At 70.5% G+C, this 16,368-nt stretch carries 16 protein-coding genes and 1 pseudogene; 5 read left to right on the top strand and 12 right to left on the bottom strand.

Going from position 1 to position 16,368, the window contains the following annotated elements; translation table 11 throughout:
* The first annotated feature begins 23 nt into the window (after window positions 1-23).
* The gene (locus OG841_RS37555; protein ID WP_328637306.1) at window positions 24-224 is read left to right on the top strand and encodes a DUF1918 domain-containing protein; all 201 of its coding nucleotides are present in this window, start codon (window positions 24-26) and stop codon (window positions 222-224) included.
* Here OG841_RS37555 and OG841_RS37550 read toward each other — a convergent pair.
* A complete protein-coding gene (locus OG841_RS37550; RefSeq protein WP_371568742.1) occupies window positions 193-1,452 on the bottom strand; it encodes a glycoside hydrolase family 10 protein in 1,260 nt (419 codons plus the stop codon). The two genes, OG841_RS37555 and OG841_RS37550, sit on opposite strands and share 32 nt — an antisense overlap.
* Before the next feature lie 158 nt (window positions 1,453-1,610).
* On the opposite strand from OG841_RS37550, the gene OG841_RS37545 reads away from it, so the two are divergent.
* Window positions 1,611-2,510, top strand: coding sequence for a 3-hydroxybutyryl-CoA dehydrogenase (locus OG841_RS37545; RefSeq protein WP_328637308.1), 900 nt, complete (start codon window positions 1,611-1,613; stop codon window positions 2,508-2,510).
* Between the two features lie 210 nt (window positions 2,511-2,720).
* Window positions 2,721-2,978, top strand: coding sequence for a hypothetical protein (locus OG841_RS37540; protein ID WP_057614266.1), 258 nt, complete (start codon window positions 2,721-2,723; stop codon window positions 2,976-2,978).
* 25 nt (window positions 2,979-3,003) lie between these two features.
* Here the strand turns inward: OG841_RS37540 and OG841_RS37535 are convergent, their stop codons facing one another.
* The 10 genes and pseudogenes from OG841_RS37535 to infC all read right to left on the bottom strand — a co-directional run bounded on the left by OG841_RS37535 (window position 3,004) and on the right by infC (window position 13,759).
* Entirely contained in the window at window positions 3,004-3,549 is a 546-nt protein-coding gene (locus OG841_RS37535; protein ID WP_266567110.1) for an NUDIX hydrolase, read from the bottom strand.
* 74 nt (window positions 3,550-3,623) lie between these two features.
* Window positions 3,624-4,964 (bottom strand): transcriptional regulator, encoded by a 1,341-nt coding sequence (locus OG841_RS37530; RefSeq protein ID WP_306984057.1) that lies wholly within the window; start codon window positions 4,962-4,964, stop codon window positions 3,624-3,626.
* Between the two features lie 194 nt (window positions 4,965-5,158).
* Complete coding sequence (locus OG841_RS37525; RefSeq protein WP_371568736.1) at window positions 5,159-6,217, bottom strand: PP2C family protein-serine/threonine phosphatase; 1,059 nt, start codon at window positions 6,215-6,217, stop codon at window positions 5,159-5,161.
* 146 nt (window positions 6,218-6,363) lie between these two features.
* Complete coding sequence (gene pheT, locus OG841_RS37520) at window positions 6,364-8,874, bottom strand: phenylalanine--tRNA ligase subunit beta (RefSeq protein ID WP_328637310.1); 2,511 nt, start codon at window positions 8,872-8,874, stop codon at window positions 6,364-6,366.
* A complete protein-coding gene (gene pheS / locus OG841_RS37515) occupies window positions 8,874-10,019 on the bottom strand; it encodes a phenylalanine--tRNA ligase subunit alpha (protein ID WP_371568733.1) in 1,146 nt (381 codons plus the stop codon). Before pheS ends, pheT begins: the two co-directional genes overlap by 1 nt.
* A 144-nt stretch (window positions 10,020-10,163) precedes the next feature.
* Window positions 10,164-11,282, bottom strand: coding sequence for a sensor histidine kinase (locus OG841_RS37510; RefSeq protein ID WP_328637312.1), 1,119 nt, complete (start codon window positions 11,280-11,282; stop codon window positions 10,164-10,166).
* 48 nt (window positions 11,283-11,330) lie between these two features.
* Window positions 11,331-12,176, bottom strand: coding sequence for a TrmH family RNA methyltransferase (locus tag OG841_RS37505; protein ID WP_371568729.1), 846 nt, complete (start codon window positions 12,174-12,176; stop codon window positions 11,331-11,333).
* Between the two features lie 96 nt (window positions 12,177-12,272).
* Window positions 12,273-12,656: a 50S ribosomal protein L20 gene (rplT, locus tag OG841_RS37500; protein WP_020132316.1), complete on the bottom strand. Its 384-nt coding sequence runs from the start codon at window positions 12,654-12,656 to the stop codon at window positions 12,273-12,275.
* A 101-nt stretch (window positions 12,657-12,757) separates the two neighbouring features.
* On the bottom strand, window positions 12,758-12,952 hold the full coding sequence (gene rpmI, locus OG841_RS37495; protein WP_057614273.1) for a 50S ribosomal protein L35: 195 nt from the start codon (window positions 12,950-12,952) through the stop codon (window positions 12,758-12,760).
* A gap of 110 nt (window positions 12,953-13,062) precedes the next feature.
* A pseudogene (infC, locus tag OG841_RS37490) lies at window positions 13,063-13,759 on the bottom strand (translation initiation factor IF-3).
* 333 nt (window positions 13,760-14,092) lie between these two features.
* Here infC and OG841_RS37485 point away from each other — a divergent pair.
* Complete coding sequence (locus tag OG841_RS37485) at window positions 14,093-14,467, top strand: DUF1844 domain-containing protein (RefSeq protein ID WP_328637314.1); 375 nt, start codon at window positions 14,093-14,095, stop codon at window positions 14,465-14,467.
* A 15-nt stretch (window positions 14,468-14,482) separates the two neighbouring features.
* On the opposite strand, the gene OG841_RS37480 is transcribed toward OG841_RS37485, so the two are convergent.
* Window positions 14,483-15,214 (bottom strand): SseB family protein, encoded by a 732-nt coding sequence (locus OG841_RS37480; protein ID WP_328637315.1) that lies wholly within the window; start codon window positions 15,212-15,214, stop codon window positions 14,483-14,485.
* 150 nt (window positions 15,215-15,364) lie between these two features.
* Between OG841_RS37480 and OG841_RS37475 the strand changes: the two genes are divergently transcribed.
* A complete protein-coding gene (locus OG841_RS37475; RefSeq protein WP_328637316.1) occupies window positions 15,365-16,363 on the top strand; it encodes a serine hydrolase in 999 nt (332 codons plus the stop codon).
* The last annotated feature ends 5 nt before the right edge of the window (window positions 16,364-16,368 follow it).

Genomic DNA, 16,368 nt, shown 5'->3' with positions numbered 1-16,368 from the left:
ACTTGGTGAGGAGGCCCCAGACGATGCGTGCAACCGTGGGCGACCAGCTTGTCCAGCACGGCAGGGTGGTCGGACAGCAGGACAAGATCGGCGAGATCGTCGAAGTGATGGGTCAGGAGGGCAACCCCCCGTACCGCGTCCGCTTCGAGGACGGGCACGAGGGCGTGTGCTCACCCGGCCCCGACACCGAGATCAGGCACCGGCTCCAGCAGACCGGCCGGTGATACGGCGCGGGGGAACCGCCGGCACCTGGTAGTGGTCGGCGACCACCCGCGCCATCGCCCCGATCGGGTCGGAGGTGACCTCCCGCGCGGCGAAGAAGACATGTCCGCGCACCTGCTTGTAGTCGCGCGCGAGCGTGAGGTGCCGGGACAGTTCCGCGGGGTCCTGCCAGGCAGTGGGCTGCGCCGGATCCCCGGCCTTGTAGAGGGCCTCGCCCAGGTACAGCTTGGTCCTGCTCCCCTGCGCCTGCTTCGCCCACCAGGGCACGAGCTTCGCGTAGTCGGCGGCGGCGAAGCCGATGTTCCAGTAGAGCTGCGGCACGAGGTAGTCGATCCAGCCCTCGCGCACCCACTTGCGGGTGTCCGCGAAGTTGTCGTCGTACGACTGCACACCCGCGCGCGTGTCCGAGCCGAGCGGGTCGGTGGCGGCGTTGCGCCACACCCCGAAGGGGCTGATGCCGAACTGTGCGGTGGGCCGGATCCGCTTGATGCGGGCCGCGGTCTCCAGGACCAGCTTGTCGATGTTGTCCCGCCGCCAGTCGGCCCGGTTCGCGAAGGCGCCGCCGTACGCGTCGTAGGCCGCGTCGTCGTCGAAGGTCTGGCCCGCCACCGGATACGGGTAGAAATAGTCGTCGAAGTGGACCGCGTCCACCGGGTACTTGCGCACCGCGTCGAGGATGGCGTCCTGGACGAAGGCGCGGACCTCGGGCAGCCCGGGGTTGTAGTAGAGCTTCCCGCCGTACGTCACCACCCAGTCCGGGTGCCGGCGGGCGGGGTGGGAGGAGACCAGCCGGGTCGGGTCGCCGTGGTTGGCGATGCGGTACGGGTTGCACCAGGCGTGCAGTTGCAGGCCCCGCCGGTGCGCCTCGGCCACGGCCGTGCCGAGCGGGTCCCAGCCGGGGTTCCTGCCCTGGGTCCCGGTGAGGTACTGCGACCAGGGCTCGTACGGCGAGGGCCACAGGGCATCGGCGGTGGGCCGTACCTGGAACATCACCGCGTTCAGGCGGTCCGCCGCCGCCCGGTCGAGGTGGGCGATCAGCTCCGCGCGCTGCTGTGCGGCGGTCAGCCCCGGCTTCGACGGCCAGTCCCGGTTGGACACGGTGGCGAGCCACACGCCCCGCATCCCGGTCACAGCCCGTCTCGGATGCCGCGGTGCCGCCGCCGCTCCCGAGGCCGAGGTCATGGTCGACAGCGCGGCCAGCGCGAAGGCCCGGCGCGACAGACGCCCCATGTGCACACTCCCCCAACACCATGGATCCGCTCGGTCACGGATCGTCTCCGCGCCCCAGAATGCCCGACGGATGACGGACCCCGGCGATCGATCATCGATACTTGGGAGTAACGTGCACGAACGGAGCAGGAACCGGACAACGGCCGACCTGCCACCAGGTGAAGATCAGCGAAAGGGACGAAGTGACGGACTTCCCGGCGGGAGACATCGCGCGCGTCGGAGTGGTGGGCTGCGGCCAGATGGGGGCGGGCATCGCCGAGGTGTGCGCCCGCGCCGGCCTGGACGTGAAGGTCGCCGAGACCACCGGCGAGGCCCTGGAGATCGGCCGCACCCGGCTGTTCAACTCCCTGACCAAGGCCGCCGAACGCGGCAAGATCACGGCGGACGAGCTGGCGGAGACGCAGGCACGTCTGAGCTTCACCACCGACCTCGGCGAGTTCGCCGACCGCGACCTGGTCATCGAGGCCGTCGTGGAGAACGAGCAGGTCAAGACCGAGATCTTCCAGGTGCTCGACCATGTGGTGACCCGCCCGGACGCGATCCTGGCCTCCAACACCTCCTCCATCCCGCTGGTGCGGCTGGCGGTCGCCACCTCGCGGCCCGACCAGGTCGTCGGCATCCACTTCTTCAACCCGGCCCCGGTGCAGAAGCTCGTCGAGCTGATCCCGGCGCTCACGACGTCCGAGGGCACGCTGGCCCGCGCCCAGCAGTTCGCCGAGAAGCTGCTCGGCAAGCACGCGATCCGCGCCCAGGACCGCTCCGGCTTCGTGGTCAACGCGCTGCTGATCCCGTATCTCCTGTCCGCGATCCGGATGTTCGAGTCGGGCATCGCGAGCCGCGAGGACATCGACAACGGCATGGAGCTGGGCTGCGCCCATCCGATGGGCCCGCTGAAGCTGTCCGACCTGATCGGCCTGGACACCGTCGCCTCGGTCGCCTTCTCGATGTACGAGGAGTACAAGGAGCCGCTGTACGCCGCTCCCCCGCTGCTCCAGCGCATGGTCGACGCGGGCCGGCTCGGCCGGAAGTCCGGCTCGGGCTTCTACTCCTACGACTGACCCGCACTCTGTCCGTTCCAGGGTGCTGATGACACAGTGCTACGAACACGGGCCCGGCGCTCTTGCGAGTGCCGGGCCCGTGGCATTCACACACCGTGTGCACGGCGGGCCCGCATATGCCCGTCGCACACTCTCCCCACGCGTCCACCAGGCGAGTTGACTCTTGATGCGCATGCAAGGGATGTGATGACTACGGAAAGGAGCGGACTTGTGACCGCCGAACCGGAGCATCCCGTGATCCATGGAGAACTCGCAGAGTTACGACGCCGCCTCGATGTCGCGTACGCACGCGTCGAGGGAGGCCTCGCTCTGCTCAGTCACCGTACGGAGGAGACGGACAAGGAGATCGACGATCTGAGCGCACGGATCATCGCCCTGGAGCACGCCCGCTGGCCGCTTCCCGCGGTTGCGGCGATCACCGCCGTGGGCGCGCTCGTCGTGGCGATCTGGCAGGCTCTCGGCCACTGAGGCATCGGGACGCTCGGGTGGGGGATCAGGGCTGAGCGTCCTGACCGAGCCTCAGATGGTGCAACAGGAGTAACGCGGCCGCCATGTTGGCGGCCGGGACCTCCCCACGGGCGACCATGTCGGGAACGAGCTTCAAGGGGACCCATTCCCGGCGGTCCGACTCGAAGTCGTCCACGGGGTGCCCGATGTACTCGCCCTCGTCGGCCCAGTAGATGTGGTGCCGGGCGTCGGTGAGCCCGTTGGAGGGCTCCACGCTCATGAGGTGCTGGAGCGGGCCCGGTCGCCAGCCGGTCTCTTCCTCGAGTTCCCTGGCGGCCGCGACGGCGATGTCCTCGCCGTCCTCGACCACACCCGCGGCGAGTTCCCAGCCCCAGCTGTCCGTGATGAAACGGTGACGCCACAGCAGGAGGACCTCGTTGGCCTCGTTGACCACCGTGGCGACGGCGACGGGCCGCAGTCGTATCAGGAAGTGGTCGAGATGCCGGCCGTCCGGCAGCTCGACATCGGCGAGATTGACGCTGAACCAGCGGTTTTCATACACAGTTTGTTCGTTCTGTTTCGTCCACTGCACGGTTCTGCCACCTTCCGTCGAGTAAGTGGCAATATCGCAGCAGGGACTGTGGCTGTCGGCGTACGCGTGCCCTCCTACAGCGGTACGCGCAGTGCGCCGTCGATCAGTTCGGCTGCCTCGGCGGTGCCCGCGCAGCCGCTGCGGACCAGGTGTTCGCGGACCGCTCTGAGTCTGTCGCGCAGGCGCTGGGACTCCATTCCCCGGGCCTGTTCCGCCATCTGCACGGCGGTGGCCACCGCCTTGTCGGCGTTGCCCTGACGCAGTTCGATCGTGCTGAGCATGGCGAGGCGGTGCACCCGCCCGCGGTCGTGGGCCGGGTTGTCGACGGCGGCCGCGGCGTGCGCGGCGGCCGCCGCGAGTTCGCCGAGGCTGAGGAGCGCCTCCGCCACCTGGACGTTGACGAGGCCGGGCTGGACATAGCCGGTCTCATCGGGCTCGTACCCCCGCCGGATGCGTTCGGCGGCCTGCTCGGCCCGCCGGATGCAGGACAGCGCGGTCGTACCGTCACCGAGGTGGGCGTACGCCTTGGCCTGCATCGCGTAGAGGTCGCAGGCGAGCGCCGGGGTGATGTGCTTGCCTGCGGCCCGCAGCGCGGCCTCCGCGAAGGCGACGGCCTGGCGGTACTCCCGCATGAACAGGGCCTGGTTGACCAGCAGCGCGATGACATACGCGCCGAGTCCGCGGTCGCCGCTGGCCTTGGCGAGCCTGAGGGCCTGGTGGAAGTAGCGCTGGGCGAGGCCGTGGGCGTCGGAGTCGTAGGCGCAGATTCCGGCGACGGCGACCAACCCGCCGGTGGCGCGGTGCAGTTGGCGGCCCGTCTCGTCGGTGTAGCTGCCGCGCAGCAGCGGGGCGGCCTCGGCGTTGAGGAAGCCGACGATCCGGGTGCGGGTCGCTATGCCGCCGGCCTTGCGGTACATCTGCTCGTAGTGGGTGCGGGCCGCGCGGAGCATCGCGATGTCGGAGTGGGTGACCCGGTGCCGGCCGCCTCGGGAGACGTCGACGTCCTCCGGCGGGTTCTCCCACTCCCACACGGGCATGACGGCGGGGGTGCCGGTGACCGCGGGGGCGCCCAGGATGTGCGGACGCTGCTGTTCGTCGGAGCGCCACAGAGCGGTGGCCCGTTCGACGAAACCGGACAGCGAGGTACCGTGCGGGGCGGAGGGTTCGCCGGGCACGCCGAGGCCGATGTCGTCGAGGGTGACGGGACGTTGGAGCCGGCCCGCGAGCACCTCGCAGATCAGGTCGGGCACCTGACCGCGCGGGCGCTGGCCCTTCAACCACCGTGCCACGGCGGTGTGTTCGTACCTGAGCGCGAGACCGCGTGCCCTCCCGGCCTGGTTCACATGTGCGGCAAGCCCGGCGTGCGAGATCCCGGCTTCGTCGAGGATCGCGTCGAGCAGAGTGTTGGGCTGCATATATGCCCCCCGGGTGGCTCGGTGCCGACAGATTAGTGGGTTCGTCTTCACACGGGGTGTGAACGGAGTGCTCGAATCCGCAGGGTGTGCGCACTGTCGCGGAGAGTTTCCGCCCGGTTGACTGAAATACCTCGCAAGAGGCCGGCCGGGCCGCCGGCTCCCCCTCGTACAGTGCGGTGGCCCGGCCGTGGGCTTCAGAGGTGCGTCGTGGCTGGTCGCGCAGTTCCCGAGGCAGCTGAGTGGTGCCGTTCGTTTCTCAGCACCAGGAGGGCGACGTCGTCCGTCGGGGTGCCACCCGTGTGGTTCAGGAGAGCGGAGAATACAGCACCGAGTACGACGTCGGGAGCGCCCCGCGCAGCCTCACGAAGTACTTCCGGCAGCGAAAAGAACCGGCCATGAGCGTCCCTCGCGTCCTCTGCACCGTCCGTGTGCAGGACCAGGGTCTCGCCCGGTAGCAGATGGCCGCACTCCAGGGGCTGAAGGTCCCACGGCAGCCGAAACGGGCCGAGGGGCGGCAACGGATCCGCGCACGACAGAGGCTCGACCCCGGGGCCACTCAACAGGTACGGCCACAGGTGGCCGCAGTTGAGGGCGTGGAGCCCACCGTCCCTGCCGATCTCCAGCAGCAGCACCGTGACGAACTCCTCGGCGACCGTACCGTCATGTTCGGCGCGCTCCCTCAGGTGCCGGGCGAGCGCACGGTCCAGTCTGCGCAGCACCCCGGCGAGTTCGGGCTCGTCGTGGACAGCCTCGCGGAAGCTGCCGAGGACCGCGGCGGCCGTACCGATGGCGGTGAGGCCGTGGCCGCGGACGTCGCCCATGACGACCCGTACACCGTGTTCCGTGGCGACGGCCTCGTACAGGTCGCCGCCGATGGTGGCGCCCCGGTCGGCGGACAGCTGGGCCGCGGCCACGGTGAGCCCGTCGATGCGCGGCGGCAACGGGCGCAGCAGCGCGCTCTGGGCGGCGCCCGCGACCTGGCGGGCTTGTCTGAGCTCACGCAGCAGGGTCCGCCGGACATGGACGATCAGCCCGGTGCCCACCGCGAAGAACACGGCGCTGCCGGCGACTCGCGCGCCCAGGCCGTTCTGCTGTGCGAGCGGGCAGGTCAGTTTGTACGTGATCGCGGCGGCGCCCCACACCGTGGGCAGCCCGAGCGTCAGCGCACGGCGCGACGTCCGGTGGCCTCTGCGGACCGCGAGGCGAGCGGCACGCCCGACGACACGAGGCACCGCAGCCCTCAAGCACATCATGCCGATGGCCCCCCAACTAGGCCCTGCACACGCAATCGGACCGACCTCGAAAGGCCGGTCCGATTCTGTCGACCACATGGGCCAAAAGGGCCAGATCGCCGGGGGAACTCACCCTATCGAGTGAGGTGGCCGCACGCTCCGCACACTCAGCCTCGGAGCACAGCCCCCGTACGCTCCCCGGCGAGGGCGACCGCCGCGTCCCGGGCCGCGGAAGCCTCGTCCACGGTCAGGGTCCGGTCCCCCGCACGGAAACGCAGCGCGTAGGCCAGCGACTTCTTGCCGTCCCCCAGCTGCTCCTCGTTCTCGTACACGTCGAACAGCCGGATCCCCTCGAGGAGTTCACCCGCGCCCTCACGCAGCGCGGTCTCGACGTCGGCGTGCGGCACGAACTTGTCGACGACCAGGGCGACATCCTGCGTGGCCACCGGGAACGTGGAGATGGCCGGCGCCTGCGGGGTGTCGTCGCCGACCGCCTCGAGGACATCCAGGTCCAGCTCCATCGCGGAGGTGCGCGCCGGCAGCCCGAACGCCTTCACCACCCGCGGATGAAGCTCACCGGCGTGACCGACGACCGTCTCGGCGCCGTCCACGACGACCACGAACTCGGCACAGCGTCCCGGGTGCCACGGCCCGTACTGACCGCCCCGCACGACCAGCTCGGCGCCGGCCTCACGCGCGACCAGGCGCCCGGCCTCGACCGCGTCGGCCCAGTCGGCCGGACGGCCCTTGCCCCACCAGCCGGCCTGCTCCCGCGCACCGGCGAGCACCACGGCCACGTGCCGCGGCTGTTCCGGCAGTGCGGCGTCCAGTTCGGCGATCTCCGCGTCCGTGGGACGCCGGTCCACCGGCAGCACCGCGGCGACCCGCTGCTCCGAGCGCGGCAGGAAGACCAACCCGGTCTCGAACAGCGCCAGATCGTGCGAACCCCGCCCGTCGTTGCGCCGCAGGGCACCGAGCAGCCCCGGCAGCAGCGACGTACGCAGCGCGGGCTCCTCGTCGTTCAGCGGGTTGGTCAGCCGGACGACACGGCGAGCCGGGTCGTCGGCCTCCAGGCCCAGCTGGTCGAAGACCTGCTCGGCGACGAAGGGGTAGTTCGGCGCCTCGACATACCCGGCACCGGCGAGCGCCCGCCCGGCCCTGCGGTGCAGCCGCTGGCGGTGGGTCAGGCCGCGGCCGGCCGGCGGCCTGGGCAGCGTGGAGGGCAGGTTCTCGTAGCCCTCCAGCCGGATGACCTCTTCGGCCAGGTCGTTGATCTCCTGGAGGTCAGGACGCCAGGACGGCACGGTGACGATCAGCTCGTCCTGCCCGTACACGTCGCAGCCGACCTCCTGGAGACGGCGTACGACGGTCTCGCGGCCGTAGGAGACACCCGCGACCTTGTCCGGGTGGTCCGCCGGGACGCTGATGGTGTGCGGGGCCGACGGGGCGACGACCTCGGTGACACCGGCCTCGGCGGTGCCGCCCGCGAGCAGCACCAGCAGGTCGACCGTGCGCTGCGCGGCAGCGGCGGCGGCCTGCGGGTCGACACCGCGCTCGAAGCGCCGGGACGCCTCGGAGGACAGCTTGTGGCGACGGGCCGTACGCGCGATGGAGACCGCGTCGAAGTGGGCGGCCTCGATGACGACGTCGGTCGTGCCTTCGGTCTCCGCGTGGTCGGCGATCTCGGTGTTGGCGCCGCCCATCACGCCGGCGAGGCCGATCGGGCCACGCTCGTCCGTGATGACGAGGTCCTCGGCGTGCAGTTTCCGCTCGACGCCGTCGAGGGTGACGATCTGCTCGCCCTCCGCGGCCCGGCGCACGCCGATGGTGCCCTGGACCAGCGAACGGTCGTAGGCGTGCAGCGGCTGGCCGAGCTCCATCATCACGTAGTTGGTGACGTCGACGGCGAGCGAGATCGGGCGCATGCCGACCTTCTGGAGCCGGCGCTGGAGCCAGAGCGGGGAGCGGGCCTCGGGGCTGAGGCCGGTCACCGTACGGGCCGTGAAGCGGTCGCAGCCGAGCGGGTCGGAGACCTGCACCGGGTAGCCGAAGGCGTTCGGACCCGGGACGTCGAGCAGGGCCGGGTCGCGCAGCGGCAGGCCGTAGGCGATCGCGGCCTCGCGGGCCACGCCCCGGATGGACAGGCAGTCGCCGCGGTTGGCGGTGACGGCGATGTCCAGGACCTCGTCGACCAGCTCCAGGAGCTCGATGGCGTCCTTGCCGACCTCGGTCTCCGGCGGCAGCACGATGATGCCGTGGCTGCCGTCGTCGCCCATGCCCAGCTCGTCGCCGGAGCAGATCATGCCGTGGGAGGTCTTGCCGTAGGTCTTGCGGGCGGCGATCGAGAAACCGCCGGGCAGCGTCGCGCCGGGCAGCACGACGACGACCTTGTCACCGACCTGGAAGTTCCGCGCACCGCAGACGATCTCCTGCGGCTCGCCGGTGCCGTTGGCCCGGCCGACGTCGACCGTGCAGAAGCGGATCGGCTTCTTGAAGCCCTCCAGCTCCTCGATGGTCAGCACCTGGCCGACGACCAGGGGGCCCTTGAGGTCGGCGCCGAGGTGCTCGACGGTCTCGACCTCGAGCCCTGCGGAAACGAGCTTGGCCTGGACGTCACGGCCGGTTTCGGTCGCCGGCAGGTCGACGTACTCCCGCAGCCAAGAAAGCGGGACCCGCATCAGATCTCCATCCCGAACGGCCGGGTGAACCGGACGTCACCCTCGACCATGTCTCGCATGTCCTCGACGTTGTGGCGGAACATCAGCATCCGCTCGATGCCGAATCCGAAGGCGAAGCCGCTGTACTTCCGCGGGTCGACGCCACAGGCGGTCAGCACCTTGGGGTTGACCATTCCGCAGCCGCCCAGCTCGATCCAGCCCTCCGAGGAGCAGGTACGGCAGGGGCGGTCGGGGTTGCCGACGGACTCGCCGCGGCAGACGTAGCACACCATGTCCATCTCGGCGGACGGCTCGGTGAAGGGGAAGAAGTTCGGGCGCAGCCGGGTCTTCATGCCCTCGCCGAACAGGGCCTGGACCATGTGGTCCATGGTGCCCTTGAGGTCGGCCATGGTCAGGCCCTCGTCGACGGCCAGCAGCTCTACCTGGCGGAAGACCGGGGTGTGCGTGGCGTCCAGCTCGTCGGTGCGGTAGACGACACCGGGGCAGATCACGTACACCGGCAGCTCACGGCTCAGCAGCGAGCGGATCTGCACGGGCGAGGTGTGGGTGCGCAGCACGACACCGGACTCGGTGCCGCCTGAGCCCGCGGCGGAGCCGCTATTAGGTGCAGCCTCGACGAAGAAGGTGTCCTGCTCGCCGCGGGCCGGGTGGTCCGGGCCGATGTTGAGCGCGTCGAAGTTGAACCACTCGGCCTCGACCTGCGGGCCCTCGGCGACCTCGTAGCCCATGGCCACGAAGACGTCCTCGATGCGCTCCGAGAGCGTGGTGAGCGGGTGGCGGGCGCCGGCCGGTACGCGGTCGTACGGCAGCGTGACGTCCACCGCCTCCTCGACCAGCACGCGCTGGTCGCGCTCGGCCTCCAGCTCGGCCTGACGGCCGGCGAGGGCCTTGTTCACCGCGCCCCGGGCCTGGCCGACGAGCTTGCCGGCGGCGGCCTTGGCGTGCGGGGGCAGGGCGCCGATCTCGCGGTTGGCGAGGGCCAGCGGGGACGTGCCCCCGGTGTGGGCGACCTTGGCCTCCTGGAGCGCGTCGAGGGAGTCCGCGACGGCGAAGGCGGCGAGCGCCTCGTCCCGCATGCGCTCGATCTCTTCCGGTTTCAGGGCCTCGACCTCTACAGGGTCGTACGACTTGTTCGGTGCCGACATCTCTTCCCGTGCTTCCGATTGGCTGGCTGAAGGTCCCCGTCACCGATGCACTCGGAGGGCCGTCCATGGGACACAAAGGTGCCAAAGGCCGAGTCTAACGGGGTGGAGATATACGAATGCGCCCGCGGGCGGCTCGGGCGGATCTCAGGTGAGATAGGCCGGAGCGCTCACGGGCAACGTAAATCGGAACTCGGCGCCGCCCTGGGAGCCGCGGCCGACCGTGATGGTGCCGCCGTGGGCTTCGACGATGCCCTTGACGATGTAGAGCCCGAGGCCGGTGCCACCGCGCTTGCTGCCCCGCCAGAAGCGGGTGAAGACGCGGTTCATGGACTCCTCCGGGATGCCGGGACCCTCGTCGCTCACCGTGACCGACGTGCCGGTGTCCTCCCCTTCGCGGGGTGACTCCGTGGGCGTGATGTCAATGGTGACGGTTCCCTCGCCGTGCCGCACCGCATTTTCCAGCAGGTTGCTGAGCACCTGGTCGATCTTGTCGGGATCGGCCCACAGGGCGGGCAGCGGCTGCTCGAGGCGGAGCAGGAACCGGTCGGCGGCCAGGCCCGCGGCGACGTAGGCCTGGATGTGGCGCCCGACGGCGGCGCCGATGTCGACGGGCTGGCGCCTGACCTCCAGGCGCCCGGAGTCGATGCGGGAGATGTCGAGGAGCTCGGCGATGAGCCGGGTGACCCGGTCGGCGTCGGCGTCGACGGTCTCCAGCATCAGCCGTTTCTGGTCGTCGGTGAACCTCTCCCACTTGGCCAGGAGAGTCGCGGTGAAGCCCTTGACGGAGGTGAGCGGGGACCTGAGCTCATGGGCCACGGTGGCGATCAGCTCGGCGTGGCTGCGCTCGGTGCGGCGGCGGGCCTCGGTGTCCCGCAGGGCGACGACGACACGGTGGACGGGCCCGGTCGGCCGGGTGCGCACGTACTGCGCGGAGACGAGGACCTCACGGCCGCCCGGCAGCAGCAGATTCCGTTCGGGCTGCCGCCTGCGGATGGCGAGGCCGCCGTACGGATCGGTCAGCTGCCACCAGCGCCGTCCCTCGAGGTCCTCTAACGGAAGGGCCTTCTCCAGCCGCTGTCCGAGGGCGTCCTCGGCGGGGAGGGCGGTGATCCGCGCCGCGGCGGCGTTGAAGCAGATCACGCGGCCCTGCTCGTCCGCGACGACGAGACCGTCGGGCAGCTGGTCGGGATCGATGCCGAGTTCGGCGGCACCACCGGCACAGGCTTCGGACACGTCCTGGGCGCTCCTCGTGCCGACACTCATCCCCGTACCCCACCTCTCCGACGGCGCAGGGCCCCCGAGCTGGTCACCCTACTGGTTCTCGGTGACGGAGCGGCACCCTCCGGGGGCGCGCTGTGCACGGGCTGACGCATAGAGACATACGGCGGCCGCGGTGGCGAGGTTCAGACTCTCGGCCTTCCCGTGGATCGGGACGCGCACCACGGCGTCCGCGAGTGAGCGGGTCTCCTCCGGGAGCCCCCAGGCCTCGTTGCCGAACACCCACGCGGTCGGCCCGCCCATCGTGCCCTGGTCGAGCTCGGCGTCGAGGTCGTCGGTCCCGGCCCCGTCGGCGGCGAGGATCCGCACACCGGCCCGCCTGAGCCCCTCGACGGCCTCCTCCACGGGCACACCGACGGCGACGGGCAGGTGGAAGAGGGAGCCCACGGAGGCCCGTACGGCCTTGGGGTTGTAGAGATCGACGGACGCGTCGGTCAGGACGACGGCCTCGGCACCGGCCGCGTCGGCGCACCGCAGCACGGTGCCGGCGTTGCCGGGGTCCCGCACGTTCGCGAGCACCGCGACGAGTCGGGGCCGGGCGGCGAGGATCTCCTCGAAGGGGGTGTCGAGGAAGCGGCAGATCCCGACGAGCCCCTGCGGGGTGACGGTCGTCGAGATGTCGGCGATGACGTCCTCGGCGGCGAGGTGCACACGGGCCCCGACGGCCCGGGCCTCTCCGATGATGTCGGCGTACCGTTCCGCCGCTTCCACGGTGGCGAACAGCTCCACCAGACCGTGCCCGGCGGCCTCCCGTACCGCCTGCGGTCCCTCGGCCAGGAACAGCCGCTCCTTCCCCCGGAAGTTCCGCTTGGCGAGCCGCCGCGCGGCGGAGACCCGGGGGGAACGGGGGGAGATCAGCTCGGGGGTGACGGGGGGCATGCTCTTCACCTTCGGATGTGTTCCGGAAACAGCGGACCCGCAGGCATCACTGCCTGCGGGTCCACCCAGTCACGTCGGCCTAGGGCCGGCGCGGCGTCACGCGGCCTTGGGCGCGTTCACGTCCGCCGGCAGAGCCTTCTGCGCGACCTCGACGAGCGCGGCGAACGCCGTCGCGTCGTTGACGGCCAGCTCGGCCAGGATCTTGCGGTCGACCTCGATGTTCGCCGCGTTCAGACCCTGGATGAAGCGGTTGTACGTGATGCCGTTGGCGCGGGCAGCGGCGTTGATGCGCTGGATCCACAGCCGACGGAAGTCGCCCTTGCGCTTCTTGCGGTCGTTGTAGTTGTAGACCAGCGAGTGGGTGACCTGCTCCTTGGCCTTGCGGTACAGGCGCGAACGCTGACCGCGGTAGCCGGAGGCCGCCTCGAGGATCGCCCGGCGCTTCTTGTGGGCGTTGACTGCCCGCTTGACGCGTGCCACTTGTTAACTCCTTGTAGCGGGGCCGTGGTTGGACTCACACGGCCCGGTATCGATGGGGTCCCGGTCCAGACGTACGGCGCTCAGTGAAGGCGCCGCGTACGTCACTTGCCGAGAAGCTTCTTGATCTTCTTGGCGTCGCCCGGGGCCATCTCGGCGTTGCCGGTGAGGCGACGCGTCAGGCGCGACGTCTTGTGCTCGAGGTAGTGGCGCTTGCCGGCGCGCTCGCGGAGCACCTTGCCGGAGCCGGTGATCTTGAAGCGCTTGCTGGAACCGCTGTGCGTCTTGTTCTTCGGCATAGCGCCGTTCTCTCCTCGTCGGTGGCGCTCCGGTGCCCGGTCCTGAAACCGGGCACGGTGAGCGTCGCTCTTGTATCGGTTGGTGTCCTGGGGACTCGCGTCCCCCGGGGTCACGCCTCGGCGGAAGCCTCTGCCGGGGCCTCGACCTCGACCTCGGCCTCGTCCTCGACGTGGTCGCCCTCCGCGGCGTTCTGCGACTTGCCGGGGTTGGCCTTCGCGTCTGCCTTGCGGGCTTCCTGCGCCTGGCGGGCCTCGGCCATCGCCTCGGTCTTCTTCTTGTGCGGACCGAGAACCATGATCATGTTTCGGCCGTCCTGCTTCGGATTCGACTCGATGAAGCCGAGGTCCTGGACGTCCTCCGCGAGACGCTGCAGCAGTCGGTAGCCCAGCTCGGGCCGGGACTGCTCGCGACCACGGAACATGATCGTGATCTTGACCTTGTCGCCCTGCTTGAGGAACCGGACGACGTGACCCTTCTTGGTGTCATAGTCGTGCGGGTCGATCTTCGGCCGGAGCTTCATCTCCTTGATGACCGTGTGCGCCTGGTTCTTGCGCGCCTCACGGGCCTTCATGGCCGACTCGTACTTGAACTTCCCGTAGTCCATGAGCTTGCACACAGGCGGACGGGCGGTTGCCGCCACCTCGACCAGGTCCAGGTCGTACTCCTGCGCAAGCTCCAGTGCCTTGGCCAGGGGGACGATGCCCACCTGCTCGCCACTGGGACCGACAAGTCGCACCTCTGGAACGCGAATCCGGTCGTTGATGCGGGGCTCGGCGCTGATGGATCCTCCTCGGTTAGCACCACACGGCGGTCTGGCGGACAGCCGCGTATGTCTTTTCGTCAGACCTAACCGCACCGAGGAACAAAAAATGCCCCGGCGGATCACAGACGGGGCTCCAACACTGCCGGAGCACCGCCGCGATGACGCGGGGCGCACTTTCGGGCGACTCCATCGTCCGTACGGAACGATGGTGGCCGCCTGACCGGGGTGACCCGCCGTCCCAAGGGATGGCCGGGTGGGAGATCGGAGCCTCCACTTGTGGGCCGGACACGCGAATGTCCAGCCGGTCGTTACACAAGGTTAGCAGCAACCCGGGGGTGGTGCGAACCGACGTGCGCCGGGCCCTATCGTGGGGGACATGAGTGACACCCCTCCCGCGTCTGCCGGCTCCCCCGGCTCCCCCGACTTCGACGAGATGACCCGCGACATCGCCGAGGTCCCCGCCGTCGAGGTGATCGTGACGGTCGCCGTCAACCTGATGAGCGCCGCCGCGGTGAAGCTCGGTCTGACCGAGGAGGGCGACACGTACAAGGACCTGGACGAGGCCCGCAAGCTGGTGGCGGCCCTGGCCGGCCTCCTGGACGCGAGCGCGACCGAGATCAGCTCCTTCCACGCGGCCCCGCTCCGCGACGGTCTGAAGTCCCTCCAGCTGGCCTTCCGCGAGGCGTCCCTCGTCCCCGACGAGCCGGGTCAGGGCCCGGGCGAGAAGTACACGGGCCCGGTCTACGGCTAGCGCCGGGGCACTGGTTCACCCTCGTACGTACAAGGGCTCGCCCGGCGGCGTGGCCCCGGCCGGCAGGACTGCCAGGTCGAGGCCGCGTACCAGGCGGGCCCTCAGTGTCTCGTCGGCGGCCAGGCGCCGCGCGACCGCGTGGACGCCGGCTTCGTGCGGCACGGCCGGCTCGAAGACCAGGGCGAGGGTGCCGTCGGCCCCGCCCGGGCCGAGATAGGCACGCAGCACCGCGCGCACGTCGGCGACCACGGCGCGCACCGCGTCCACCACCGCCGGGTCGGCGAGCGGGTCCGCGGTGGTCCGTCCCTCGGCGAGGGCGAGCAACGCGGAGCCGGTCAGCTCGAAGGGCACCGGCCCCGCCAGATCCAGTACGACCGTGTCGGCCTTCTCGTGCGCGGCGGCCTGCAGCGCCTGGTGCAAGGGTACGGCGACGGGGCGGGCCTCGGGGTCCCAGCGGGCCAGCGACGCGGTGGAGGTGAAGGCCGGCAGGGCGGTCCGGGATCCGGCCTTGAGAGTGGGGACGGCCATGTCGCTGCTCTTCTCGCGGCGCAGCCCGTTCTCGTCCTCCTCGACCTCGCCGAGCACGGCCACCACGGGGACGAGCAGCCGGGCGCCCTTGAGGGCGTCCAGGACCGGGCCCACGGCGGCGCGGTCCTCGGCCCAGGCCGCGAGCGCCGCGCTCAGCCGGGGATCGGCGGAGCCGTCGTCGTCGGAGAAGCCGGGGTCGGGAATGTTCTTGTTCGCCACGGTCACCGACCCTATAGGGGGCTTGCTGCTGCGGTTGTGCGGGCCCGGAAACCCGCCCGTGACCGCTTTCACGGGTTTCTCAGAGTTCGCTGACACAGCTCTAACGTCCGTCTAACGGCCCGCACAGTCGGCGCCCCGACGATCGGCGGCATGGAGTCCTCCAGAGCCGCCAGACGCCGCGTCCGCAGGTCCCCCCTGCGGCCTTTGCTGTACACCGCGCTCGCCTGCGTCGCCGTCACCGGCCTCACGGCCGGGGGCACCGTGTACGTGAAGGCGCAGGCGCACTCCGGGGGCGGCACCGTATCGTCGGCGCCGACGCCGTCGTTCTCGTCCTCCCCGGCGGCCACGACTGAGGAGGCGGCGGCTGTGGCGGAGCCGGTGGTGGATCTCGACGAGCGGCTGTCGGACGCCATGAAGGCGGTGAGCGTGACGGGCGACGAGCACGTCTCGGCGGCCGTGCTCGACCTGGATTCGGGCGACAGCGCGGTGTACGGCGACGGTGCCTTCGACACGGCGAGCATCGTGAAGGTCGACATCCTGGCGGCGCTGCTGCTCCGGCACCAGGAGGCGGGCACAGAGCTCAGCGCGCGGGAGAAGGCGTACGCCACCATGATGATCGAGAACAGCGACAACACCTCGGCGTCTGCGCTGTGGGACATCATCGGGAGGGCCTCCGGGCTCGACGCCGCCAACGAGAAGTTCGGGCTGACCGGCACGGAGGGCGGCGACGGGGCGCTGTGGGGGCTGACCCAGACCACGGCGGCCGACCAGCTCACCCTGCTCCAGCAGGTGTTCGGGGACGGCTCGGAGCTGAGCGAGGCCTCGCGGTCGTACCTTCAGGGGCTCATGGGCCGGATAGAGGCCGACCAGCAGTGGGGGGTGTCGGCCGCGGCCGACGGATCCGGGTGGGCGCTGAAGAACGGCTGGCTGCCGCGCAGCACGACCGGGCTGTGGGACGTCAACAGCATCGGGCGGGTGACGGTGGACGGCCACGCGTATCTGGTGGCCGTGCTCTCGAAGGGGAACTCCACACAGGCGAAGGGGATTTCGCTGGTGGAGGCGGCCGCGAAGGCGGCGGTGTCGGTGTTCACGGGAGAGGATGTCTCGGCATCCGCGTCGGCGAACGCCACGAGTGCGGCGGCCCGCTGAGGCTT

Origin of the sequence: Streptomyces canus (assembly GCF_041435015.1) — a bacterium.
GTDB lineage: Bacteria > Actinomycetota > Actinomycetes > Streptomycetales > Streptomycetaceae > Streptomyces > Streptomyces canus_G.
Note: the sequence above shows the minus strand (reverse complement) of the source record. Positions and strands in the feature narration are given on the sequence as shown.